The organism is Rothia sp. 11273D007AR (assembly GCF_053547255.1).
Window position 1 is genome coordinate 1 of the sequence record NZ_JBPPWJ010000005.1, and the last position, 25,061, is coordinate 25,061.

22 protein-coding genes are annotated in these 25,061 nt (G+C 59.1%); 13 read left to right on the forward strand and 9 right to left on the reverse strand.

What is annotated here, in order from left to right; all coding sequences use genetic code 11:
• Positions 1-205 precede the first annotated feature (205 nt).
• Positions 206-2,866, forward strand: a complete 2,661-nt coding sequence (pepN, locus tag ACED88_RS03650; RefSeq protein WP_449108745.1) for an aminopeptidase N — start codon at positions 206-208, stop codon at positions 2,864-2,866.
• Positions 2,867-2,981: 115 nt separating this feature from the next.
• Positions 2,982-4,151 carry a hypothetical protein gene (locus ACED88_RS03655; protein ID WP_449106893.1) on the forward strand — a complete coding sequence of 390 codons (1,170 nt, stop codon included), beginning with the start codon at positions 2,982-2,984 and terminating at the stop codon, positions 4,149-4,151.
• 85 nt (positions 4,152-4,236) lie between these two features.
• Here the strand turns inward: ACED88_RS03655 and ACED88_RS03660 are convergent, their stop codons facing one another.
• The 4 genes from ACED88_RS03660 to ACED88_RS03675 all read right to left on the reverse strand — a co-directional run bounded on the left by ACED88_RS03660 (position 4,237) and on the right by ACED88_RS03675 (position 7,567).
• Positions 4,237-5,370 (reverse strand): LCP family protein, encoded by a 1,134-nt coding sequence (locus tag ACED88_RS03660; protein WP_449108746.1) that lies wholly within the window; start codon positions 5,368-5,370, stop codon positions 4,237-4,239.
• A 169-nt stretch (positions 5,371-5,539) separates the two neighbouring features.
• On the reverse strand, positions 5,540-5,797 hold the full coding sequence (locus ACED88_RS03665; protein ID WP_083091002.1) for a type B 50S ribosomal protein L31: 258 nt from the start codon (positions 5,795-5,797) through the stop codon (positions 5,540-5,542).
• 96 nt (positions 5,798-5,893) lie between these two features.
• A complete protein-coding gene (locus tag ACED88_RS03670) occupies positions 5,894-6,772 on the reverse strand; it encodes a TrmH family RNA methyltransferase (RefSeq protein WP_449108747.1) in 879 nt (292 codons plus the stop codon).
• 9 nt (positions 6,773-6,781) lie between these two features.
• Positions 6,782-7,567, reverse strand: a complete 786-nt coding sequence (locus ACED88_RS03675; RefSeq protein WP_449108748.1) for an ABC transporter ATP-binding protein — start codon at positions 7,565-7,567, stop codon at positions 6,782-6,784.
• 30 nt (positions 7,568-7,597) lie between these two features.
• On the opposite strand from ACED88_RS03675, the gene serB reads away from it, so the two are divergent.
• Together serB and ACED88_RS03685 are read left to right on the forward strand one after the other, a co-directional pair.
• Positions 7,598-8,533, forward strand: coding sequence for a phosphoserine phosphatase SerB (serB, locus tag ACED88_RS03680; RefSeq protein ID WP_449106896.1), 936 nt, complete (start codon positions 7,598-7,600; stop codon positions 8,531-8,533).
• A 24-nt stretch (positions 8,534-8,557) separates the two neighbouring features.
• The gene (locus ACED88_RS03685) at positions 8,558-9,259 is read left to right on the forward strand and encodes a CPBP family intramembrane glutamic endopeptidase (protein ID WP_449108749.1); all 702 of its coding nucleotides are present in this window, start codon (positions 8,558-8,560) and stop codon (positions 9,257-9,259) included.
• Between the two features lie 185 nt (positions 9,260-9,444).
• Here ACED88_RS03685 and ACED88_RS03690 read toward each other — a convergent pair whose 3' ends face one another.
• Positions 9,445-10,185: an SDR family oxidoreductase gene (locus ACED88_RS03690; RefSeq protein ID WP_185172947.1), complete on the reverse strand. Its 741-nt coding sequence runs from the start codon at positions 10,183-10,185 to the stop codon at positions 9,445-9,447.
• Between the two features lie 284 nt (positions 10,186-10,469).
• Complete coding sequence (locus ACED88_RS03695) at positions 10,470-11,177, reverse strand: beta-ketoacyl-ACP reductase (RefSeq protein ID WP_237185648.1); 708 nt, start codon at positions 11,175-11,177, stop codon at positions 10,470-10,472.
• A gap of 183 nt (positions 11,178-11,360) precedes the next feature.
• Here ACED88_RS03695 and ACED88_RS03700 point away from each other — a divergent pair, with 183 nt between their 5' ends.
• From ACED88_RS03700 to ACED88_RS03710, 3 genes are read left to right on the forward strand one after another with little or no spacing between them, the layout of a single operon-like run.
• Entirely contained in the window at positions 11,361-11,861 is a 501-nt protein-coding gene (locus tag ACED88_RS03700) for a DUF3099 domain-containing protein (protein WP_449108750.1), read from the forward strand.
• A 3-nt stretch (positions 11,862-11,864) separates the two neighbouring features.
• The gene (locus ACED88_RS03705) at positions 11,865-12,107 is read left to right on the forward strand and encodes an acetone carboxylase (RefSeq protein WP_449108751.1); all 243 of its coding nucleotides are present in this window, start codon (positions 11,865-11,867) and stop codon (positions 12,105-12,107) included.
• 11 nt (positions 12,108-12,118) lie between these two features.
• Positions 12,119-13,087, forward strand: a complete 969-nt coding sequence (locus ACED88_RS03710) for an SURF1 family cytochrome oxidase biogenesis protein (RefSeq protein ID WP_449108752.1) — start codon at positions 12,119-12,121, stop codon at positions 13,085-13,087.
• Positions 13,088-13,169: 82 nt separating this feature from the next.
• Here ACED88_RS03710 and ACED88_RS03715 read toward each other — a convergent pair whose 3' ends face one another.
• Both ACED88_RS03715 and ACED88_RS03720 read right to left on the reverse strand, forming a co-directional pair.
• Positions 13,170-13,760 (reverse strand): xanthine phosphoribosyltransferase, encoded by a 591-nt coding sequence (locus ACED88_RS03715; protein WP_237185644.1) that lies wholly within the window; start codon positions 13,758-13,760, stop codon positions 13,170-13,172.
• Complete coding sequence (locus ACED88_RS03720; protein WP_449108753.1) at positions 13,757-15,100, reverse strand: nucleobase:cation symporter-2 family protein; 1,344 nt, start codon at positions 15,098-15,100, stop codon at positions 13,757-13,759. Before ACED88_RS03720 ends, ACED88_RS03715 begins: the two co-directional genes overlap by 4 nt.
• Before the next feature lie 231 nt (positions 15,101-15,331).
• On the opposite strand from ACED88_RS03720, the gene ACED88_RS03725 reads away from it, so the two are divergent.
• Positions 15,332-16,063 (forward strand): metal-dependent hydrolase, encoded by a 732-nt coding sequence (locus tag ACED88_RS03725; protein WP_449108754.1) that lies wholly within the window; start codon positions 15,332-15,334, stop codon positions 16,061-16,063.
• A gap of 587 nt (positions 16,064-16,650) precedes the next feature.
• Here ACED88_RS03725 and abc-f read toward each other — a convergent pair.
• Positions 16,651-18,249: a ribosomal protection-like ABC-F family protein gene (gene abc-f, locus ACED88_RS03730; protein ID WP_449108755.1), complete on the reverse strand. Its 1,599-nt coding sequence runs from the start codon at positions 18,247-18,249 to the stop codon at positions 16,651-16,653.
• 175 nt (positions 18,250-18,424) lie between these two features.
• Between abc-f and ACED88_RS03735 the strand changes: the two genes are divergently transcribed.
• From ACED88_RS03735 to ACED88_RS03755, 5 genes are all read left to right on the forward strand, one after another.
• The gene (locus ACED88_RS03735; protein WP_449108756.1) at positions 18,425-19,027 is read left to right on the forward strand and encodes a biotin transporter BioY; all 603 of its coding nucleotides are present in this window, start codon (positions 18,425-18,427) and stop codon (positions 19,025-19,027) included.
• Between the two features lie 14 nt (positions 19,028-19,041).
• Positions 19,042-19,848 (forward strand): energy-coupling factor ABC transporter ATP-binding protein, encoded by an 807-nt coding sequence (locus ACED88_RS03740; protein WP_237199044.1) that lies wholly within the window; start codon positions 19,042-19,044, stop codon positions 19,846-19,848.
• Positions 19,845-20,459, forward strand: coding sequence for an energy-coupling factor transporter transmembrane component T family protein (locus tag ACED88_RS03745; protein WP_449108757.1), 615 nt, complete (start codon positions 19,845-19,847; stop codon positions 20,457-20,459). Before ACED88_RS03740 ends, ACED88_RS03745 begins: the two co-directional genes overlap by 4 nt.
• 792 nt (positions 20,460-21,251) lie before the next feature.
• Entirely contained in the window at positions 21,252-23,006 is a 1,755-nt protein-coding gene (locus tag ACED88_RS03750; RefSeq protein ID WP_449108758.1) for an ABC transporter ATP-binding protein, read from the forward strand.
• Positions 23,003-24,925 carry an ABC transporter ATP-binding protein gene (locus ACED88_RS03755; protein WP_449108759.1) on the forward strand — a complete coding sequence of 641 codons (1,923 nt, stop codon included), beginning with the start codon at positions 23,003-23,005 and terminating at the stop codon, positions 24,923-24,925. Before ACED88_RS03750 ends, ACED88_RS03755 begins: the two co-directional genes overlap by 4 nt.
• Positions 24,926-25,061: the final 136 nt, after the last annotated feature.

Below are 25,061 nucleotides of genomic sequence, written 5' to 3' on the forward strand. Positions count from 1 at the left end.
TCTAATACGAGGACTAGCACCTCAAGCTAGCGCGTCTGCCTATTCCGCCACCCGCGCAAGGTGTCTTACAGACTTCAGCTGAAGCCATGCTGGCAACGAGTTATTACTATACACAATGTTGAGTGAACGTGCAAAATCCACCTTCCACCACCCCACCATCACTCCCCAGCTCGACCTTGTACATACAGGGGCTTACTATAGTGATGTGAATAACGAAAATTTGACTCAAGAAGAAGCCGCCCTGCGCGCCCGTACTATCAGCGTTGATACCTACGATGTGCATGTTGATCTCACCCATGCCAGCTCTGATTTTGAAACCTACCCGGTAGCCACCACCGTCCGGTTTACGGCGACCGAGGGTGCTAGCACCTTTATTGACTACATTCATCAGTCGGTGGAGTCGGTGAAGCTCAACGGGGTATCGCTACCTGTTGATGAGGTGGTTGAAGGCTCCCGCATCACCCTCCCCCAGTTACAGACGGAAAATACTCTCACCATCAAGGGCCGATCATACTTTAGCCGCTCGGGTGAGGGTCTGCACCGCTACATCGACCCAGCCGATGGCAAGATTTATCTCTACACTCAGTATGAGCCGGCGGATTGTCGTCGGGTTTTCCCGAATTTTGAGCAGCCTGATTTGAAGGCTGTGTTCAACTTCCGTATTACGGCCCCTAAGAGCTGGGTGGTGAGCTCGAATGCTGAGCTGGACCGCGAAATTGATGACCCGTCAGATTCATCGATTTCTAAGCGTGTTTTCAAGCCGACTGCCCGTATTTCTACCTATATCACCGCTATTGTGGCGGGCGAGTACTTTACCGCTTTCGATACCTACACCCCGGCGTCCGCTGTTAATTCTGGGCCTATCCCCCTGGTTGCCTACTGCCGCCAGTCCCTCAAAGAGCATTTTGACTACCAGAACATCTTTGCCGTGACCAAGCAGGGCCTGGACTTCTTCCAAGACCTCTTTGACTATGCCTACCCCTACCCCAAGTACGAGCAGGCTTTTGTGCCGGAATACAACCTGGGGGCGATGGAGAACCCCGGCCTGGTGACCTTCACCGAGGGGTACATTTTTGTCTCCGGTGCTGATGAGTCCCAGCTTGAGGGCCGGGCTAATGTGATTTGCCACGAGATGAGCCACATGTGGTTTGGTGACCTGGTCACCATGAAGTGGTGGAATGACCTGTGGCTCAAGGAGTCTTTTGCAGACTTCATGGGGCATCTGGGCGCTGCTGAGGCCAATGGCTATAAGGACGCCTGGGTCACCTTTGCGAATTCGCGTAAGGCTTGGGCTTACCGTCAGGATCAGCTGCCGACTACTCACCCGATTGTTGCGGATATCCCCCACCTTGAAGCTGCCCGTCAGAACTTTGACGGTATTACCTACGCCAAGGGTGCGAGCGCCCTGAAGCAGCTGGTTGCTTATGTTGGGTTTGATCAGTTTATTGAGGCTGCACGGGTTTACTTTAAGCGGTTTGAGTGGGGTAATACGACTCTTGATGATTTCTTGGGTGTGCTCGATGAGGTCTCGGACCGTGATGTTCGTACCTGGGCTGAGGCGTGGTTGCAGACGAGTGGTTTGTCTGAGTTATCGTGTGAGCGTGTGACCGGTGCTAATGGTTCTGTGCAGTTGGTGGTGCGTCAGCAGTTGCCTGTGGGTGTTCCCGCTGAGTTGGGGCGTCCGCATCTGTTGAAGATTGCCCTGTTCGCCTCTGAGGGCGGGCGTCTGGTGCCCACGGGTGTGGTGTCGGCTGATATTCCTGTGGGTCAGAATGAGATGCTGGTTGGGTTGACTGAGCAGGAGCAGGCTCTTGTGGCTGCTGCTGATGTGGTTTTGCTCAATGCTGAGGATTTGACCTATGCGAAGGTTGCCCTGGCTGAGGCTGATGGGCTTGAGTTTGCTTTGAGTCAGGTGTCGTCGGTGGAGGATGCCCTGTCGCGGGGTCTGCTGTGGGGTAGCTTGTGGAATATGGTGCGTGATGGCAAGCTTGCTAGCCGCCGGTTTGTGCTGGCTGTGGGGCAGGCTGCCGCTGCTGAGCCGTCCGCTACCCTACTGTCGAATATTGTGGATCAGGCGCAGGCTGCGATTTCTTTGTATACCCCGGCGGGTGCTCGTGGTGAGCTGTGGGATGCCCTGTATGCTGCGCTGTCTGAGGCTCTTGCTGGCGCGAAGGAGGGTAGCGATGAGCAGTTGATTCTGGTGCGGGCGCTGCTGTCTGTGTCGGCGCATTCGCAGTTGGGTCTTGAGTTCGCTCAGGATCTGGCGCGGGGTGCAAGCGGGCAGGTTGAGGGCTTTATTTCTGATGCTCCTGGTATGAGCTATAACCAGACTCTGGGTTGGAAGGCTCTGGGGGCGCTTGCGGTTCAGGACGCGGTGACCCGGCAGGAGCTGGATGAGGCGCGGTCTTTCCGTCCTTCTGCCACGGCTGAGCGCGGCTATGCTTTTGCGACAGCTGCTCTGCCGGTGGCGGCTGCGAAGCAGGCTGCCTGGAACCTGGTGACTGAAGATATGGGCCTTTCGAATGAGTTGCTGTCAGCGACCGCTGCTGGTTTCCAGCACGGGCCGGAGGAGCTGCGCACCGGTTACCGGGATGCTTTCTTTGAGCTTCTTGCCCCCACCTGGGCTGCCCGTACCGGCGGTATGGCTACCCGCGTTATTCGTGGCCTCTACCCGGCGGTAGAGCTGACAGAGGGCACAGCGGAATCCCACCCGGTCGTCCGCGCTACCGAGCGCTGGCTAGCCGAGCATACGGACGCCCCCACCGCCCTGGTGCGACTGGTGCGGGAGCTGCTCGATGATGCCGTCCGCATTCTCAACGCCCAGGCCTATAACGCATCTGCCACCGAAGAGGGGGCAGGCAACTAGGTCTTTACCTGGGAATCTACGCAGAAAGCCGGTTTTGGGGCGCAGCATTGCAAACCAAAACCGGCTTTTTCGTGAGAAGCTATAGAGAGTAACTTTTTGGGATAAGGAGCCTACTGTGACCGACTACGTACTGGGCGATCGCGGCACCGTTCAGGTCATCACCGATGACTACTACGATGCAGAAATTCTTCAGGTTTTTGAAGAACTCTTGATTGACCGCGAGCGGGTCTGGAACGGTGAGGTTCGCCTTGTGCCAGAACCCGATAACCCCTACCAGCCCCAGGCCATTGCGGTCTATGCTGACGACCTCAAGCTGGGGCGTCTTTCCCCCGAGGACTCCGCTGCCTACTGGGGCCCGATTACCCGCGTTGTAGCCTCGGGCTACGACGCTGTGACCCGCATGCAGCTCTCTGCTGTTCTGCGCGGGGTCACCGGTGAAACCCACATCGAAAGCAGCGGCCAGCTCTCCCTGAGCGCCCCTGGCTCCCTTTTTCCCCTCAACAACGCCCCCACCCAGGCAACCCTGCTACCCCAGGGGGCCTCTATGAAGGTGCTCGATGAGAAGGACCATTCCGAGTACCTACACTCCATCCTGCCTCCCTCCGGTGAGGGCCGAGTGATTCTCTCCCTGGAAAATAACCAGATTAAGCACGCGGACGGGCGTGTGGTTGACTCGGTCGACGTCCTGCACGACCGCAAGGTGGTAGGCCGCCTCTCCACCCAGATCTCCGAGCAGCTAGCCCCCGTCATCCGCTACGCCTATGAGCACGATAAGCTCACCAGCGCCTGGGGCACGATTCGTGGCAACTCCTTTGAGCTGTCCCTGACGGTTCAGGCCGTCCGCCCCTCTGAAATTCCTGCCGAGTGGTACCAGGAGCTCCCCAATTACCTACCCGAGCTTCTACCGGCCGCACCCTCCTACGAGGTACCCCCCGCCTACGTACCGACCGAGGGTGAAGCGACCCGCAGTAATGCCTCCAAGAAAAAGCGCTCACTCATGCCCAGCCGTCCGGCCGCAACTGAGCACACTACCGTTGAAGCCAACGGAGCTGAAACCGCAGAACCCACTACAGCGAACTCCCTGGGTTTACAGCGCATCTCTGCGCTCCTTGGCCTTGTAGGCGGGCTCATCCTGGTCACAGGTTTAGTCCTTGTCTTCTTCAAGCCCCTGCTCGGCATTTTAGGTATAGTGCTCGGCGCCTCCGTAGCCTTCCTAGCTCTCTTCGTCGGTCGCGATAACAGCTATACCGAAGAAGAAGTATCTGCCGACCCGCTCGAACACTAGCCTCAAGGTAAAAAGAAAATATAAAGGGAGCCCCACCAAACTGGTGGGGCTCCCCTTATATCCTCTGGCGAGGGACTACCTGGATTTAGTCAGAACCGTAGGTAGCAATGTAACTAGGCATGGTATCGGTCTTCAGAGCGTTCGACAGAGCGCTGGTTGCAGCGGCATCGAGCACCACGATCGACTGACCATCCCAGGACCAGCCGGTACCGGCATTCGGCAGGGTCATGGAAACCAGCTGAGTGTTACCGTTAGCCAGAACAGGCTGGGCAATACCCACGATGGCTGAAGGGGATAGACCCTGATCTACGCTCATGTAGGGAGATACAGACTCGATGACCTGCAGCAGCTTGCTAGCAGAAGACAGGGCGCCATCGGCTTTTAGCTCGTTATAGACGCCGCGCAGGAAGGCACGCTGGTTACGGACGCGCTGGTAGTCACCGTCTGAGAAGCTGTAACGCTCACGAACAAATTCAAGAGCCTGACTACCGTTCAGGGTTTGAGGGCCCGTATTAAAAGTGTTATTCCCGGTTGAAAAACTAAGAGGGACATTAACAGTTACCCCGCCCAGAGTATCGACCAGGGCCTTAAAACCCTGGAAATCGATTTCGGCCACGTGGTCCATCTGGATACCGAGGAGCTGCTCGATGGTAGCGACCTGTAGGTCAACTCCACCGTAGTTCAGGCCAGCGTTCACCTTGTGGGAGCCGTAGCCGGGGATGTTGACCCAGGTATCACGCATAACTGAAATCAGGTAGGCTGCTGAGCCGTCTTCGGGGATATGCAGCACCATGATGGTGTCGGCTCGGGCACCAGTCACGTACTGAGCTTCAACACCGGAACGCTGATCAGAGCCCAACAGCAAGATATCTGTAGCAGCGGTGTTAACCGGACGGCCGGTGACTGCTCCCCCTTCATAGATATCAAGGATGCCGTTACCATTAGCATCACCGTCGGTGATGTTATCATTCCCTGACTCATTAACAATTATTGCTGAATCAACTAAAGCTTGCAGCTCATCACTGTGCGGCGAGGTGACGGTGCCGTCCTCATTGGGCATGGCGCTCTCAAAGGTCTCGGACTTATTCCAGGCCTTGTTGATCATGAACAGGTAACCACCCACAGCAATCACCGGGATGAGCAGCAGGATCAGCAGGCTAATCCAGAGGGCTTTTTTGCTTTTCTTCTTTGTAGGTTCTTCGTGAGCCGCGACGGACACGGTACCTCCCTAACTTGTCTCAAAAGGGGCGCAACCACCCGGCAAGGGTGTAATACGCGGAGTGAATCGAACCCAATTCTACGCAGTGAACCTACAAAAACACCCCGTAACGCGTGATAAATCACGGTCACGGGGTGTGATATTAAGCCTGAATAGACTGGCTGTAAACTTAGGCCTTCTTGCCGAAGTTTGCGAAGCGAGCGTTGAAGCGCTCAACACGACCAGCGGCGTCCATGATGCGCTGCTTGCCGGTGTAGAAGGGGTGTGAAGCTGATGAGATTTCAACTTCTACGAGGGGGTACTCGTTGCCGTCTTCCCACTTTTCGGTCTTCTGAGAAGTCATGGTTGACTTGGTCAGGAAGGTCTCGCCTGATGCGAGGTCGCGGAAGAGAACGTAGTTGTATTCAGGGTGGATGCCAGCCTGCATGATATTTACCTTCTTCGTGCCCTGGATTTTGCCAGTGCATATCTTGTTGCTACCGGGGCGGGTGCCTACCGGTGGTTGCGGTTTACAACCGAGGAACTACTCTACCATCTTTGGGCGGGTTTCCCAGAAGGCAACGGCTGAGGCGGCCGCTACATTGAGGGAATCGACCCCGTGGCTCATGGGAATCATGACGGTGTGCTGGGTGGTAGCCAGGGTGGATGTGGCCAGCCCGTGCCCCTCGGTGCCCAAAATCAGGGCTAGCTTTTCGTCGTTGCGATCTGCCAGTTCGGTCAGGCTCAAAGAATCTTCTTCTAAGGCGAGCGCGGCGGTGGTGAATCCCGCTGTGTGTAGGGTGTCGAGGGCGCCGGGCCAGGAGTCCAGGCGGGCCCAGGGCACCTGGAAGACTGTTCCCATGGAGACGCGGATTGAGCGCCGGTAGAGCGGGTCAGCGCAGCGCGGGGTCACCAGCACTAGGTCGATGTCGAGGGCGGCTGCCGAGCGGAAGATGGCGCCCACGTTGGTGTGGTCAACGATATCTTCTAGAATCGCAACGCGCCGCACCCCCTCAAGCAGGGTTTGTAAGGGGGTGGGTTCGGGCCTGGCCATGGCGGCAAGGGCCCCGCGGTGCAGGGCGAAGCCGGTGACCTGCTCCAGCTCGTCCTCGCTTCCCACCAAGGCGGGCACCTCGGGGTGCTCCTGCAGCACGTCAATGAGGTCGTCGGCCCATTTTTCGCTCATGAGAAAGGAGAGAGGACGGTGCCCGGCGGCGAGCGCCCGGCGGATTACCTTGGAGGACTCTGCGATGTAGATTCCCCATTCGGGTTCTTTGATGGAGCGCAGTTTGACGTCGGTAAGGTGGGTGTAGAAGCGGGTGGCCTCGCTCGGGGCTGTGCTGAGCGGACGCGTGTTGGGTAGGGCGGTGACGCGGGCTGAGCGTTCTGCCAGCTGCTCGGGGGTGAGTTGTTTGGGTTTCATGCTTGGGAGCTAGCGGGCGAAGGCTGAGTAGCGGCCGGACTCGTGAATGGTCAGGTCGAGGTCGAGGCCGTAGGTGGCTGAGACGTTGGCCTGGGTGAGGGTTTCTTCGATGGGGCCTGCTGCTACGATTTCGCCTTCGCGTAGGAGCAGGGCGTGGGTGAAGCCTGCGGGGATTTCTTCGAGGTGGTGGGTGACCAGGATGGTGGCTGGGGCGTAGGGGTCAAGAGCCAGTTGGGTGAGGCGCTTGACCAGGTCTTCGCGGCCTGCGATGTCCATGCCGGCGCCGGGTTCATCGAGAATCAGCATTTCGGGGTCGGTCATGAGGGCGCGGGCGATGAGCACGCGCTTTTTTTCGCCCTCAGACAGGGTGCCGAAGGGGCGGTCAGCTAGGTGGGCTACCCCCCAGTCGTCGAGCAGGGCCTTGCCCTGGTTGTCGTCGAAGGAGTCGTATTCTTCGTTCCAGCGGCCTGCTACGCCGTAGGCTGCGGTGATGACGACATCGAGCACGGTTTCGTTGCCGGGGATTTGGGCTGCCATGGGGGCTGATGAGAGGCCGATGCGGGGGCGTAGTTCAAAAACGTCGACGGCGCCGAGGATTTCGTCGAGGATGTCGACTTCGCCATGGGTGGGGTGCAGGCGGGCTGCCGCAATGGAGAGCAGGGTGGTTTTGCCCGCGCCGTTGGGGCCAAGGACGACCCAGCGTTCGCCTTCTTCGACAGACCAGGTGATGTTGTGGATGAGGTTCTTACCGCTTCGTGAGACAGTAACCTTATTAAGTTCAAGAACTGATGCCATGGTTCACAACTTTAGTAGATAATGGTGCCTATGAGTACTTCTGTGAATATTGTTGCTATTTCTCGTGCGGACGCCCCCCTGATTGCTACCGAGGAGCAGCTGGTTGCTGCGCTGCAGGCGGTTGAGGGTCTGGAGCTTGAGTCGGGTCTTTTGATGGAGGTTCCTGCCTCTCGCGTGGAGCGCGAGGCTGAGGGCCCGGCCTACTCGGTTTATATTGCTGCGGCTTCGTGGGAGCGCGGTGGTGTTGAGGACGCCCGCGGCGCCTTGGGGCTGCTCGATGGGGCGGGCTCGCTGGGCTTTGACCTGAATGTGGTACCTGCTGAGTTGGCTAACGATGAGAAGAAGCTGCTCATTATGGATGTTGACTCTACCCTGATCCGCCAGGAGGTCATTGATGAGCTGGCAGCTGCGGCAGGACGCGGCGCTGAGGTTGCTGAGGTGACCGAGCGGGCGATGCGCGGTGAGCTCGATTTTGAGGCGTCCTTGCGTGAGCGGGTTGCTACCCTAGCCGGTCTCGATGAGTCGGTGATTGATGAGGTGGCTTCCAAGGTGCTGTACTCCCCCGGTGCTACCAAGCTGGTTGAGGTTTTCCTGGCTGCCGGCCACGAGGTCTGCGTGGTCTCGGGCGGGTTTGTTCAGGTTCTCTCCCCGCTGGCGGGCTACCTGAACCTTTCCAAGGCGCGCGCCAACGTCCTTGACATCATCGAGGGTAAGCTGACCGGCAAGGTCACCGGCGAGGTCATTACCGGTGAGGTCAAGAAGGAGTCGCTGAAGGAGTGGGCTAAGGAGTTCGATATTAAGTCCTCCCAGACCATTGCTGTGGGCGACGGTGCCAACGATGTGCTCATGATCCTTGAGGCGGAGCTGGGTGTTGCTTTCAATGCCAAGACTGCCCTGCTTGAGGTTGCCGACGCCCAAATTAATACTCTGCGTCTGGACGCGGTGCGCCACTTCGCTGGGCTCTAAAAGCAGGGGCAGGATGAAGGTATCATGATTCAGCAGCCAGTTGCAGGACGGCAAATACTGATTCTTTCAACAGGGATTGTTGGCTTAGTCGTAGTTCTCTTCGGAGCACTACTCATCGCCGGAAAACTACTTGAAGTTACACCTGATTCATTGTGGGTGCTGCTCACGTCTACACTTGCACTGCTTAGTACTTTACTTGTAGTGCTAATGGTTTCTTCCTATAGAAAATGGAAAATTCCTGCCAATGAACTTGGGCTAATCAGGCCAAGTATGAAATTTCTACACCTGCTATGGCAAGGCCCAGTGATATTAGCAGCAGCTGTGTCGCTCCAGATACTGACAATGCTTCTTATCGCAAAAGGACAAGCGAAAAGTAACTCTTCCAATTCTTTTAATGATTTGCTTGCGTCTACCCCAAATCTAGGACTAGTAGTTCTTTTTGCGGTAACGATGTCGGTGCTGACGCCAGTATGGGAAGAACTATTTTTCAGAGGTTTCATGTTCAGCTGGCTAAACGCCAAGTTAAACGTTTTTCTGACCATCCTTGCTATTGGTATTGTCTTCGCCCTCGTACATGGGATGGTTCTTCTTACGCCTTACTATCTCGTGATAGGCGCTGGTCTGACATGGCTTCGCTATTTTCACGGCAACATATGGGCGCCATTGGCAATGCATATCACGCTCAACAGCCTGGTTGTAGTAATCGCTCTTGTTTCTTATATCTAGCTAGATAAACAAAAAGGACGCTGGTAGGTGGCTACCAGCGTCCTTTGACGTATGAAGGGGTAAGGTTTGGCAGGCTCGCAGCGAAGCTGCTGGCTCGGCGGCTGGCGTGAATCGCTTGTGAGCGAAGCGAACCAGCGAGAGGGTCGGCAGCGAGCGCGAGCCTGCGAAACCTTGTGATGCTAAGGCTACTTGATGAAGCCGCCTGCGCCGCCGACCAGCTCGATGTGGCCGGTTTCAACATCGGCAGTTACCATCTTGGCAACTTCCTGGGCAAACTCGTTGACGGTGTAAAGTTTGCCGGCTTCTTCGCGGCGGGCCTCAATGGCGCCGGGGTGCAGGCGGTTGAGTAGGGCCGCGGTGACGGTACCTTCAATCATGTCGGCGGAGACAACCACCAGGGAGATACCCTTTTCGGTGAGGGCGGGGATTTCTGCTAGCAGGGCGTCCTCGCCGGCGCGCTTGGACTCAGCAACCGGCTTGTACTCGGGCATGGTCTCTACTTCGCGGATGAAGTGGGCCTGGTGGCTGGTCACAAAGACGATGCGGCCACCCTCGGGCATCTTTTCGGCTGCCAGGCGGGCCAGGCGCAGCTGGGAGTCGCGGTTGAGCACCATGGCGTAGTCATCGGGCATGCCGGCCTCCATGCCGCCAGAGGCGTTGAGAATGAGGTAGTCCAGGGAGCCGAAGTTCTCGATGGCAGCCTCTACCAAGGCTGCGGCGTCCTCGGCCTTGGTCACGTCGCCCTGTACGGCAACGGCCTTGCCACCGGCTTCTTCAATGGCGGCAACAACCTTGGTGGCACGGGGGGCCTTGGAGCGGTAGTTGACGATGATGTTGGCTCCCTGGGCGGCAAGAATCTGGGCGGTGTCTGCGCCCACGCCGCGGGAGGAGCCGGTGATGATGATGGTCTTGTTCTGAAGTGACATTCTGAGTCCTAAATAAGTGTTGTACAAATGATTATTGCGGGGGGTAGAGGGCGGTAGCTCCCCGCCCTGGCGTACACAGTAGCCTGGGAAGGTGTGTGCCCCGTCCGCTGGCTCGGGGCTGGCGTGAATCGCGACGAGCCCCCGGGCGAGGAGTGAGAGGGTCGTGGACGGGCACACACCGGCCAGGCTGCTCTAGTGGCCCCATGCCCAGGCCGCCGTCTACGGGATGGAGTGCCCGGATGCGAGCGCGCGAGCACTCAGGAGGGCACGGAATGTGATTCCCGTTAGTGCCCCATGCCCAGGCCACCGTCAACGGGAATCACGGCACCTGAGATGTATCCTGCGGCGTCTGAGGCGAGGAAGAGGGCTACGTCGGCGATTTCTTTGGGTTCGGCGAAGCGGCGGGCGGGGATGGAGTCGGTGTATTGCTTTTTGAGGTCGTCGGAGAGTTGGTCGGTCATGTCGGTTTTGATGAAACCGGGGGCGATGACGTTGGCGGTGATGTTGCGGGCGCCGAGTTCGCGGGTGATGGAGCGGGCCATGCCGACGAGTCCGGCTTTGGAGGCTGAGTAGTTGACCTGGCCGGGGTTGCCGTAGAGGCCGACGACGGAGGAGATGAAGATGATGCGGCCGCCCTTGTTTTTGAGTAGGCCCTTGGTGGCGCGTTGGGCGACGCGGAAGGCGCCGGTGAGGTTGGTGTCGATGACGGAGGTGAAGTCGTCTTCTTTCATGCGCATGAGCAGGGTGTCTTTGGTGATGCCTGCGTTGGCGATGACGACGCCGACGGGGCCGAATTCTGCTTCGACGGCGGTGAAGGCTGCGTCGATGGAGGCTGAGTCGGTGACGTCTGCTTTGACGGCGAAGAAGTCGGCGGGGGGTTCGCCGCTGCGGTAGGTGATGGCGACGTTGTAGCCGGCTTTTTTGAATTCGGTGGCGATGGCGTGGCCGATGCCGCGGTTGCCGCCGGTGATGAGTACGGTGGGGTTGGTCATTGTTTCACCTTGTTGTGGGGTTTTGTTTCTGCCCCTATCTTACGCTCTTGAGAAAAAAGTGGTGGTTTGTTCAAGTAGGCGCGTGTTATTTAGCCTGGCGGGTTTGGTTAGGGGGTCGGGCGGGGTGTGTGCGCGAGGGGTAGACTGGTGGGGTGAGTTTGAGCCTGTGTGAGGAGGGTGCCGGTGGCGCAGAAGTATTGGACTGCTGAGGATTTAGAGGCTGCCGGGTATTCTTCGGGCGATTCTGAGGTTTTTGAGATTACGGACGCTGCTGAGCGGCAGTCGGTGGGGGTTAGTTCGCGGGCTAAGGTGTATGCCTTCAAGATGTTTTTGCGCATTGTTTTTATTATTGCTGCGGTGATGGTGGACGGTGTGTGGCAGTGGGTGTGCCTGGCGGCGGCTGCGATTATTCCTTGGACAGCTGTGGTGGTGGCTAACGGTGAGGCTAAGCAGGGTGGTGGTGGTTTTTCTGCCATGCTGCCGCCGGAGCAGCAGGCTGCTATTGAGGCGGCGCAGGCTGATCGGGCGGCTCGTGCCGCTGCGGCTGAGGGGGCGGACGCCGGTGGGCCAGCTGGTGGCCGTACCCAGGCGAGCGCGGCCCCGGCAGACTTCGGAGCTGATGGTTCTGATGAGCCGGTGATTATTGATGGTGAAGTAGTTTTCGATGAGGACGGTAAGGAGTAGCGGGTGGATATTTTAGGTTCTTTGAATCAGGGTCAGGCTGATGGCAGTAGCCAGGGGCCTGAGTTTGTGAAGTGTAGCCGTAAGGGCTGCCAGGAGCAGGCTCGTTTCGAGGTGCTGTGGAATAACCCGAAGGTGCATGCCCCGGGGCGGCTCAAGAGCTGGGCGGCCTGCGAGGAGCACGTGCAGTATTTGCAGGATTTTTTGGTGGCGCGTAGTTTTTGGAAGCAGACTGTCCCTCTGGGATAGGGTGGTTGCTTGTGAAGAAATACGGTTTTTTGCTCTCTGGTAAGTGGGTTGGCCTGTTTGTGCTGACGGTGGTCGCCTCGCTGGTGTGCCTGTATTTGGCGAGCTGGCAGATGAGCCGCAAGGAGGCGCTTGATTTTTCGAATGAGCGTATTTCGCAGAACTATGATGCCGCTCCCCTGGATTTTGCGGACGATTCTAGCCTGTTTGCGTCCGCTCATTCTGAGCTGCGCTGGCAGCCGGTGACCATGACCGGCCAGTACCTGAGTGAGCACCAGTTGCTGGTGCGCAACCGGCCCTATAACGGGTTGAACGGGTATGAGGTGCTGGTGCCTTTCCAGACCGACCAGGGCCATATTGTGGTGGTTAACCGCGGCTGGATGGAGGCTGCGTTTGGGGATGCCGGCTCGACGGCTTCCCCGGTGCCTGCTCCCCCGGCTGGGCAGGTGACGATTACGGTGCGTCTGGTGGAGGGTGAGATTGATACGGGTGCTTCATCGGTGGATGGGCAGATTAGCAGTATTGACCTTCCCGAGGTTGCTGAGGTGACCGGTCTTGATCTCGATACGGTCAACTACGGTGTGATGGCTTCTGAGAGCCCGGCCCCGGCGAGCGCCCCGATTGCTAAGGATAAGCCGGAGGAAGATTACGGGCCGAACCTGTCGTATTCGGTGCAGTGGTACTGTTTTGCGGCCATGTTCTATATTGCCTATTTCTGGTCTGCCCGCCAGAAGGTGCGCAACGATGAGCTCGATGCGCAGGTTGCCGCTGAGCTTGAGGCCTATTTTGGTCAGTTCTACGATGCTGATGGCACCTATATCGGCGATGAGGACGAAGAGGTGGTACGCCGCCGCATGGAGTTTGTGGATGACATGCCCGCGCATATGAAGTCCATTGTGCGTCCCAAGGCCCCTAAGCGCAGTAAGAAGATTACCGATGAAGAGGTGGAGGACGCCCTGCTCGATGAGCAGCTCTACCGCTAGGCTTTGTGGGTAATTGAGAAAAGAAAATGCTCCCTTCCACCGGTTCAGGTGGAGGGGAGCATTTCTTGAGCTGGGTGATGTGCTACTGGGTTTTTTCTACCTCGTGGGTAAAGACCACTCCGTCGTCGGTGAAGTGGTCGATCATGGCCAGGGAGTAGACGTCGTAGCCGCGGTCGCGGAATTCTTTGCCGCCGCCCTGGAAGACCTTTTCGATGGCGATACCGATGCCGGCTACCTGGGCCCCGCCCTGTTCGCAGAGGTGGGTTAGGCCGTGCAGGGCCTGGCCGTTGGCGAGGAAGTCATCGATGATCAGGATGCGGTCTTCGGGGGTGACAAAACGCTTGTCGATGCGGATGTCATACTCGATTTTCTTGGTGTACGAGAAGACCTTGGAGTGGTAGGTGTCGGTGGAGAGGGTTTTGGAGGAAATCTTCTTGGCAAAGACCATGGGCACGCCCAGATGCAGGGCGGCGGTCATAGCCATAGAGATGCCGGAGACTTCGAGGGTGAGGACGCGGGTGATACCGGCGTCCTTGAAGTGCTCGGCGAAGTCGCGGCCCATGTCCATCATGAGCTGGGGGTCGACCTGGTGGTTGACGAACTGGTCGACTTTGAGGATGTTGCCGGGCAGGATGCGGCCGTCGCGGCGGATGCGGTCTTCGAGGAGTTTCATGCTGTTTTCTTCTTTCGGTCTACCAGGATGATGTTGAGTAGCAGGGCTGCCAGGGTTCCGGTGGAGATGCCGGAGGAGAGAATCATCTGCAGGGCGGTGGGCAGGTTGGCGAGCATGTCGGGGCGCACTGTCACGCCAATACCCAGGGCGAAGGCCACCGAGACGATGAGCAGTTCGCGGTCGCCCAGTTCGATGGTGGTGAGGGTTTTGATGCCCTGGGCTGCGACCAGACCGAACATGATGACGCCTGCACCACCGAGGACGGGCTGGGGCATCACGGAAATCAGGGCTGAGAGCTTGGGAAAGACGCCGAGGATAGCCAGGATGATGCCTGCGGTAATCATGACGCGGCGGGAGGCTACCTTGGTGAGGGTAATCAGGCCGACGTTCTGGGAGAAGGCGGTGTTGGGGCCCGCGCCGAAAGCGCCTGCTAGAGCTGAGCCAACGCCGTCCGCAAGTACACCGTTAGAGACGCGCTTGCTGTTAAGTGTGGCGCCGGAGGCCTGACCGATAGCCATCATGATGCCGACCGTTCCGATGGTGGAGACGATGTAGGCGGGGACAAAGGCCAGGGTGGAGGCCAGGTCAAAGTGCAGGCCGTAGGCGAAGATGTTGGGCAGGGCGAACCAGGCGGCGTCTGAGACGACAGAAAGGTCAACTAGGCCCAGGGGAATGCAGACCAGGTAGCCGACGACCATGCCGATAAAGACGGCAGCAGCGCGCAGAATACCGCGGCCAAAGTGGGCGATTGCGAGGGTGAGGACCATGACACCGAAGGCGATGGTGAGGTTCTGCAGGGAGCCGTAGTCTTCGGAGCCCGCGCCACCTGCTGCCCAGTCCATGGAAACCGGTAGCAGGGTGATGCCGATGAGGGCCACCACGGTACCGGTAATCAGCGGCGGGAAGAAGCGCATCAGAGGCTTAATGAAGCGGGAGAGCACAATCTCAACCAGTGAGGCGCTGATGGTGGCGGCGACGATTCCGGCCATGCCGAACTGGGAACCAACCGCGATGGTGGGGTTGACGAAGGTGAAGTCGGTGCCCATCATGCCGGGCACGCGAGCGCCCACGGGGCCGATACCGCGGGACTGGATGAAGGTGGTGAGGCCCGCGACGAAGATGGAGGCGCTGACCATCAGTGAGGTTTGGGCGACGTTAAAGCCGAGGGCGGTGCAGACGACCAGGGGTACTGCGATGATTCCGGCGAAGGCTGCCAAGATGTGTTGGAGCGCTAGCAGGATAGAGACGCCAAGGGGTGGGGTGTCGTCGATCTGGTAGAGCATGTCGGTTGAAGTTTCAGCAGGGGTCTGGGGTTCTGACCCTTGGGTATGTTGGTTCAACGAAGGACTTTCGGTATGTAGTTGTAGTGGGTGTAAGGACGCTTGCCCGCGGCAGGGCTGCCGGGGCGGGGTGGTCCTAGTTTTAGTCTACGCTTCTTGCTCGCTCTGGGCGAACACTCCCCCGGCTACGCTTACTCTGCAACTACCAGCGTCCTTTTAGAACAAATATTCGAAACTGTGTTAAAGTGGTGCTTTCACTTCCAGAGGATTATTCATAAGGATCGCACCATCATGATGGGTTATTCCCACTCCATTAGCGCAGCAGCAGCCTGGCTAGCCCTCAACGAGGCGGGAGTCCTGGGCATTGATGACCCCACCACTCTGGCCGTCACTACCCTAGCGGCTGCCGGTGCGGGCATGCTCCCCGATATTGATCACCATAACGGCACCATCGCCCACTCGATTCCGCCGGTCAGTCGCTGGGTTGCCCTGTTGGTGGGGCGACTTTCAGGCGGCCACCGCAAGGGAACCCATTCTTTGATTGGCCTAGCAGCCTTTTGGGCCCTAGCCTTTTTTGCCGACCGCCTGACCTACGCGGGTATCCCCGTCCTAGCCCTGGCTCTAGCCGGCTTTGCTGGTGGCCTGGCCCTGCGCACCTTCAAGGCACCGGGGGGCTGGCTGGGGGCGCTTGCAGTCATTGCCGGAACCATCTACACCGATTCATTGGCCCTCATGCCCTGGGCGGTTCTCACCGGGGCAACCGCCCACATTCTGGGCGATGCCCTGACTACCAGAGGAGTCAACCCCTTCTGGCCCGTCACCATCAAGCCCGTTGTGCCCAGCAAGCTCTGGCGCAAGAGCGGCTACATGGCCCTACCCATCCTGGGCGATGCTGGCTCAGCCCGCGAGAACTTCCTCACCGCCGCCCTGACCGTCTATATCGGGGCCTACATCCTGGCCTTTTTCGGTTTCCTCACCAGCTACCCTACCCAGCTGATCAGCGGCTTCTTCACAGGAGCCTAAGACTTCAGGCAAAGACAGGGGCCCGGCACCGTATGGTGCCGGGCCCCTGTCTTTCACCCGTGTATCACTTCTATGTAGTCACTCATTGAAGTGGGGTGGGAAGGAAAACAAAAATATATCCGTGCCGCTGAGGCGAACGATGTTTAGTCTTCGATCCAGAAAACGTCGACCTCTACGCCCTCTTCAGCGATTTCGGGGTAACGTACGTCGTGTGATTCCAGCATAGAATCATCCTTTCAAGGTTCGGCCCAACGTCGGTGTTGGATTTGTGTGCCGCCTCATCGGTGAGGCGGTGTTCTTGAGGTGTAGCTGGGGAAGATTGGCTTCCGAAGCTGGTATTTACTCTACGCCGACTGGCCCACCCTGCACTAGCAAAATAGGACCGTTATCATTTCGTGACCTTTGTTTGGGAACAAAAAACCCACGAAACACACAGGCCTTTTTCGTAGAGTGTGGTGGCCCCAACAGTGGGCTTGCGTAAGAAACAGACACACAAGCCTATTTGTACGGACCAAAGAAGGGGTGTCGATACAAGACCGCCCCGCCCGGTCAGCTACCGGGCGGGGCGGGCGTCCGCTCATTCCTGCCTAAGCCAGGGAGATGAGGTCCTGGTATTCCTTGCTCCACAAATCTTCTACCGCATCGGGCAGCAGTAGCACGCGCTCGGGGTCAAGGGCCTCAACTGCCCCCTCATCGTGAGAGACCATTACAATGGCCCCCCGATAGTTTTTCAGGGCGTTCAAAATCTCTTCGCGCGAGGCCGGGTCGAGGTTATTGGTGGGCTCATCGAGCAGCAGAACATTGGCGGACGAGGCCACCAGGGTTGCCAGCGACAGGCGGGTTTTCTCACCACCGGAGAGCACGCCAGCGGGCTTATCGACATCATCCCCCGAGAAGAGGAAGGAGCCGAGAATGGTGCGGACGCGGGTGTCATCGAGGTCGGGGGCCGCTGACTTCATGTTCTCAAAGACGGTGCGGTCGTGGTCCAGAATCTCGTGTTCCTGGGCGAAATAACCCACCTTGGCCCCGTGGCCGTAGATGACCTCGCCGGTATCGGGCTGGGTGCTCTTAGCTAGCATGCGCAGCAGGGTGGTCTTACCGGCGCCGTTAAAGCCCAGCACCACCACGCGCGAGCCGCGGTCAATCGCCAAGTCGACATCGGTGAAAATTTCGAGGGAGCCGTAGCTCTTAGACAGACCCGTCGCCGACAGGGGTGTCTTGCCGCAGGGGGCAGGGTCAGGGAAGCGAATCGCGGCCACCTTATCGACCTGGCGCTCTTCTTCCAGCCCGCGCATGAGCTTTTCGGCGCGCTTGATCATCTGCTGGGCCGCAACCGCCTTGGTTGCCTTGGCGCGCATCTTGTTGGCCTGCTCCATCAGGGCCGAGGCCTTTTTCTGGGCGTTGGCGCGCTCGCGCTTGCGGCGGGCCTCGTCCTGCTCGCGCTGCAGCAGGTAGTTCTTCCAGCCCATGTTGTAGATATCGATGACGCAGCGGTTGGCGTCCAGGTAGAAGACCTTGTTGACGACCAGTTCCATCAGTTCCACGTCGTGGGAGATGACCAGGATGCCGCCCTGGTAGTTTTTCAAAAACTCGCGCAGCCAGACTACCGAGTCGGCGTCCAGGTGGTTGGTGGGTTCATCGAGCAGCATGGTGTCTGCGTTGGCAAAGAGAATGCGGGCCAGTTCGACGCGGCGGCGCTGACCACCGGAGAGGGTGGACAGGGGCTGGTTGAGGACGCGTTCGGGCAGGTCAAGATTGGCGGTGATCGTAGCTGCCTCAGACTCGGCCGCATAGCCGCCACCGGCAATGAACTCGGCTTCGAGTCGGTCGTATCGGCGCATGCCCTTGGCGTGCTCTGCGGGGTCTTCGCTGGCCATCATTTCCTGGGCCTGGCGCATTTTGCGGGCAACCCCGTCCAGGCCGCGGGCCGAGAAGATGCGGTCCTTGGCGAGCTGGGTCATGTCATCGACCTTGAGGTCCTGGGGTAGGTAGCCGATGGTGCCGCCGCGGGTAACGGTACCGTCTGCGGGCAGGGTCAGCCCGGCCAGCACCTTGGTCATGGTGGTTTTACCGGCGCCGTTTCGGCCCACGAGGCCGACCTTATCGCCCTTATCGATGCGGAAGGTGACGTCCTCCATGAGCAGGCGAGCGCCAGCTCGCAGTTCGAGGTTGTTGACTGACAGCACGGGTCTACTGCTCCTAAGGTAAGGGGTGGATGGCCAGCTTTCTATCTTACCGCCCGGTGCGTACCGGGTCAATGTTGGAAGGGCCACCGGGGCGTTGGTTCGGGCTGGCGTCACAGAAGTGGAAAGAAAGGCCGAGTTTTTGAACGGTGTTCAAAACCTGTTTATAGTAGTGGGCATGACATCATCACAGACTTCCGCGCGCCCGGCGCGCGCCGCTGCCAATCCCGGTCGCGATCTGGCTCTTATCGCTGTTTTTGCCGCTTTTATTACCGTATGCGCCCTGCTGCCCGCTATTCCGGTGGGTCCGGCCGCTGTTCCGATTACCCTCCAGACCCTGGCGATTTACATCGCAGCCCTGACCCTGGGCGGCACCCGCGCTGCCCTTGCCGTCACCCTGTATGTCGTCGCTGGCCTGATTGGCCTTCCGGTTTTCTCTGGGGGTAAGGGCGGCTTCGGCACCATTGTCTCCCCCTCCTTTGGCTACTTGCTGGGCTTCATTCCCGGTGCCCTGGTCACCGGTGGGCTTGCCTACGCAGCCCTGCGCCGCCGCATGAGCGGGGCCGGGCTGTTTGGCGCCTTTGTGGTGGCTGTACTGGCAGGTTTTGCCATCATCCAGGTCTTTGGTGTTGCCGGCATGATGATTAATGCCGACCTTGAACTGGGTGCTGCTGTTGCCGCTGCTCTAATTTACGTCCCCGGCGATCTCATTAAGTGCCTGGTGGCCGTTCTGGTTGCCCTGGCTGTACACCGAGCCTTCCCCACCCTGGCCCGCCGCTAGGTACGATAGAGCCCGTGTTTTTTTCTCGCTCTTCACGCGCAAGCGCTGCAAGCCCGTCGACCCAATTTTCGGACGACGGGCTGCTTGCCACCCGCTCAGCCACCGTAACCGTTGACACCGGCACCAGCGACCGCACTCTCTTACACAACATCACCGTGGAGCTCTCTACCCCGCGTACCGCAGTGCTCGGCCTCAATGGCTCGGGCAAGTCAACCTTCCTACGACTCTTCAACGGGCTCTCCCAGCTCACCTCGGGCGAGGTCACCGTCCACGGGGTGAGCGTGAGTGAGCATCTACCCGCGGTGCGCTCGCGGGTAGGTATGCTCTTTTCAGATCCCGGCGCCCAGCTGGTGATGCCTACGGGGGTTGAGGATGTCGAGCTCTCCCTTCAGCACATCAAGGGCAAGGACGCCCGCCGCGCCGCCGCCCTGGAGGCCCTTGCTGAGCGCGGGGTTGAGCACCGCGCTTTTGACTCTGTCTATAACCTCTCAGGCGGTGAAAAGCAGTTGACCGCCCTAGCTGCTGTACTTGCAGTAAACCCTAAGGTTCTACTTTTAGATGAACCCACAACGCTTTTAGACCTCAAGAATAGGTTAAGACTATTTGACCTGCTTGACTCTCTTCCCCAGCAGCAGGTCATCTCCACCCACGACCTTGACCTGGCAGCAACCTGCGATGAGGCAATCGTCATCCACGAGGGTCGCCTGCTGGCGCAGGGGCCAGCGGCAGACGTCCTGGCAGATTACCAGCACTGGTGTGCCACGGACTTCCCAGCCCCACCTGAACCTGCTGACCCCCAACGTCCCGGGGGGCAGGTGTGAACATTGCCAACCAGCTCTTTGGCATCTACCAGCCCCTTAGCACCCCGGTGCACCGGGCACCCCTGTGGGCTAAAGGCGTCTTTATTCTTCTGCTGGGCATCTCCCTGGCAGCTACCAGCCACTGGGGGTTTGGCCTTGCGGCCCTCGCGCTGGTGCTGGCTCTTGGGGCTCTGGCAAAAATTCCCTGGCGTACCTGGGTGCAGTCCCTGGCTTCCCTTTCCTGGTTGCTGGCGATTCTGTTGGTCTACTACCTGGTGAGCGGCAAGCTAGAGTCGGGGGCGGACGTCCTGCTGACCCTGCTCACCATGATTGCAGCTTCAAAGGTGCTGCTGTGGTCAACCCCTATGCCGGTCTTGATTGACGGGTTTATCTGGCTGTGCACCCCCCTGAAGTGGGTGGGCGGCTCCCCTGAGCGGGTGGGGCTGGCTCTGGCCCTGATGGTGCGCTCTATCCCGGTGATTATGGATAGCTGGCAGCTAATTCAGGCGGCGGTGGCCGCCCGCGGGATCAAGGTCGCCCAGTTCCGACTTTTTATCCCCCTGGTGATTGCCACGGTGGCCTACGCCCACGAAACCGGCGATGCCCTGGCCGCCCGGGGCCTTGACCGGTAAAGATGATTTACTGTGTATAAAAAGAAGAGGAGCCAGACCTGGCTCCTCTTCATAATTATCTTGTGCTAAAGGGGGAGAAAGCTAAACTGCTTCCAGCTAAATCCTCTAGCTTCGTGAGACCAACTATATACAAGGTTTTGTGAAGTCGCTACCGCGAGGCTTATTCATAAGGGGTTCCACAGGCTCGCGCTCGCTGCCGACCCTCTCGCCTGGTTCGCTAGCTGGCTCGCAAGCTCGCCAGATTCGCACCGAGATTTATTTTCCTCGCGCGCTCGGAATCTCGGTGCTCATCACCAGCGATTCACGCCCCGCCTAGCGGCGGATTGCGTTCGCTCTTGTGTGCTACGCACCCGCTCACTCCATCGAGCCAGCAGCTTCGCTGCGAGCCTGCTCCACCTACCCTAATGAATAAGCCTCCGCACAGACAAAGCCAAGATCTAATACGTACTAGGTCAAGTAATACAACAACAGGCAAAGTGATTGACGAGCTCAAGCTTGAGTTCTGGCAGCAACTTTTACGCTCGAAAGAATACGAACACTTCGAAACCGGATCGCACACTACGAACCTGTTTTCACCCGAGACCTGACTGAAGATTTAGCCGTCATGCTGAACCTTATTTCGTATCGTTCTGAGGCCATAGGAAATTGGGTAAAAAGTTTAGAAGAGGCCAGCTTTCTCATCTCAACGTTACCGGTTTCACCAACATCTAGCCGCTCTACCTAGGGCATAATAGAAAGGACGAAGGTGCAGAGATGCACCTTTTTTCTTTGACGAAAACGCCCTAGGATTCCATGAAAATCACCCAATTTATTCACCGGCGAGAATGGTTACTCGTCCTGGTGGCGATGCTGTCCATCGTGGCTCAGGTCTACCTTGACCTCAAGGTTCCCGAGTACATGGAGAACATCACCCTCACCATCTCAACCCCCGGGTCCGAACTGAGGGACGTCACCTCAGACGGCACTCTCATGCTGGCAGCCGCCCTGGCCTCTATGGTCTGTGCCATTATCACCGGCTTCTGCACCGCAATTTTCGGTACCACCCTAGCCCGGCGTATGCGGGCCGGGGTCTACAACAAGACCTTTGACCTCTCCAGTGCCGAGGTGAACCACATTGGCACCGACAGCCTCATCACCCGCTCCACCAACGATGTCACCCAGGTGCAGATGTTTGTGGTCATGGGCCTGCAGATGAGCATTAAGGCCCCCATCATGGCGGTCTGGGCTAGCTCCAAAATCGCTACCCAGTCGCTGACCTGGACCATCCCTACCGGGATCGCCGTCCTTGCCACCCTGCTGGTGTTGGGCGTCGCCATGGGCCTGGCCATCCCCCGCATGATGCGCATGCAGAAAATCACCGACCGCCTCAACCGGGTGACCCGCGAGCACCTGACCGGTCTGCGCGTCATTCGGGCCTACACCACCGGTGACTTCCACAAAGAGCGCTTTGAAGAGGTCAACACCGACCTGCGCAACACCACCCTCTTCGTCAACTCCACCATGGCCTTCATCATGCCCCTGCTGACCGCCATCATGACGGGCCTGTCCCTCTCCATCTATGTGCTGGGTGCTGTGCTGATTGACGGCACCGCCGACCTGACCGAGCGCGTCACCCTCTTTGGGCAGATGGTGGTCTTCTCCACTTACGCCCTGCAGGTGGTGACCAGCTTCATGATGATGACCGTTATTTTCGTGATGGGCCCGCGAGCCCTGGTTGCCTGGCGTCGTATCCGCGAGGTGCTCTCCACCGAGCCCGCGATTGTGGACGGCGGGGCGAGCGCTGGGGCTGCCCCGGCAGGTTCCCTGGAGTTTAGGGACGTGTCCTTCCGCTACCCCGAGGCTGACGGGGACGCCCTGCATTCGATTTCCTTTACGGCTGCCCCGGGCGAGACCGTGGCGATTATCGGCTCAACCGGCTCGGGCAAGTCGACCCTGGTAAATCTGATTCCGCGTTTTGCCGATGTGCGCGAGGGGTCGGTACTGGTGGACGGCGTTGATGTGCGCGACTGGAACCAGAAGGACCTGCGCGACCGCCTGGCCTATGTGCCCCAAAAGAGTGTGCTCTTCTCTGGCTCGGTGGCCTCGAACCTGGCCCTGGGCGAGGGCCTGCACCCGGTAACACCCGAGGACGTGGTGGCGGCGGCTCACGCTGCTGCGGCGGCTGAATTCGTGGGGAAGAAAGAGGACGGCTACGCCTCGGCTGTTGCCCAGAACGGCAAGAACTTCTCGGGCGGCCAGCGGCAGCGCCTGTCGATGGCCCGGGCCTTTGCCCGCGGCGGGGAGATCATGATTTTCGATGACTCCTTCTCAGCCCTGGACTATAAGACCGAGCGGGATATCCGCAGTCAGCTCAAGAGTTCCGCCAAGGGGGCGACCATTGTAGTGGTGGCCCAGCGTATCGGTACGGTACGGGAGGCCGACAAGATTCTGGTGCTCGATAAGGGCCGCCTGGTGGGATCCGGCACCCACGAAGAGCTTCTGGCTACCAACGAGGTCTACCAGGATATTGCCCTGTCCCAGCTCTCTGAGGAGGAACTTCGCTCATGAGCCAGTCACCAGTTTTTACCCCCGAAGGGCTAGAGTCAGCCCGCAGGGGTCTTGAGTCTGCAGGCCAGCTGCGCGATAGCCAGCTGAAAAGCGAGAAGGGAGGGCGTCACGGAGGTCACGGCGGGCCCGGCGGCCCACCGCGCACACCCATGCCGGGACAGGCGTCCGCCCCCTTTAAGCAGACTATGGGCAAGCTCCTGGCCTACCTGCGCCCGGTGCTGCCGGGCATGGTGGTCGCTATTGTCGCTGCCGTCATCGGGGTGATTCTCACCATTGTTGCCCCGCAGTTCCTTTCGGCTATTACCGACGAAATTCAAAAGGGCTTCACCGGCCAGCTTGATATGGGCGAAATCTACCGCCTCATGTGGATCTCCATCGGCATGCTGGTGGCCTCCCTGATCCTGAGTCTGGTGGAGGGGCAGATCATGGCCCGCTCAACCGTCTGGGTATCGCGCTCCATGCGCCACGACCTAGACCGCAAAATCGACCGCCTTCCCCTGGCCTACATGGACAAGGGTTCTACCGGCGACACCCTCTCGCGCGTGACCAACGACGTCGACACCCTGCAGCAGACCCTCAACAACTCCCTGGCTACCACCATCACCGGTGTGGTCACCCTGGTGGGCTCAGCCGTCATGATGTTTGTGACCGACTGGCGCATGGCCCTCGCCGCTATTGCCGCCTCCCTACTCGGCATTGTGGCCTCCGGCTTCGTACTGGCCCGCAGCCAGAAGTACTTCGTGGCCCAGCAGCAGCTCCTCGGTAAGCTCAATGGCCACATTGAAGAAACCCTCAGCGGCCACTCCATGATTCGCGCCTACAACGGCGAAACCGCCGCCCGCGCCGAATTCGCCGACCGCAACACCGACCTCTATCGGGTGGCCTGGAAGTCCATGTTCTTCTCGGGCCTCATGTTCCCCCTCATGGGCTTCATCGGCAACCTGGGCTATGTGGTGGTCTGCGTGGTTGGTGCCGCCCTGGTTCTCAACAACAGCATCACCTTCGGCGTCATCGTCGCCTTCATCGTCTACGTCCGTCTCTTCACCAACCCCCTGGGCCAGCTCGCCCAGTCGGCTACCTCCCTGCAATCGGCGGCGGCTGCGGGCGCTCGCGTCTTTGAGTTCTTGGAGGCCGAGGAGCTGGAGGACGAGTCCGCCAAGACCGGGGCTCTGGACCGGCCGGTGCGCGGGGCGGTGGACTTTGAGGACGTGCGGTTCAGCTACGAGCCGGGCAAGGAAATTATCCACGGCTTTACCGCCTCGGTAGAACCGGGCCAGAAGGTCGCGATTGTGGGCCCGACCGGTGCTGGCAAAACCACCCTGGTCAACCTGCTCATGCGTTTCTACGAACTGGACTCGGGCCAGATTCGTATTGACGGGGTACCTACCACCGACCTGACCCGCGAACAGGTGGACTCCCTCTTTGCCATGGTGCTACAGGATACCTGGCTCTTTGAGGGTACCCTGCGGGAGAACGTGGTCTACGGGGCTGGGGAGGTCAGCCAGGAGCAGCTTGATGAGGTGATGGCCTCGGTGGGCCTGGACGAGCTGGTATCGCAGCTGCACGACGGGTACGACACGGTACTGACCGACCAGACCCAGCTTTCTGCCGGGCAGAAGCAGCTGGTCACGATTGCCCGTGCCATGGTGGCCCAGAAACCCCTGCTGATTCTGGATGAAGCAACCTCGTCGGTCGATACCCGCACCGAGCTGCTGATTGCCCGGGCCTTGGGCCAGCTGGCCGTGGGCAAGACCTCCTTCGTGATTGCCCACCGTCTCTCGACCATCCGGGATGCCGACGTCATTTTCGCTATGCGCGACGGCGACATTGTCGAATCCGGCTCCCACGCTGAGCTGCTGGAGCGAGGCGGCTTCTACGCCGAGCTCTACAACTCGCAGTTCGCGGGGGCGGACGAGTAAGCCCCACCCCCGCCCCCAAGGGGACCTGATTTCCAAAAAGGGACCGCATATTATGCGGTCCCTTTGAGGTTTTGAGGTCCCCTTCCAAGCGCTGACCAGGCTAAAATATGTGTGATTGCACCTACACCTTCTCGCA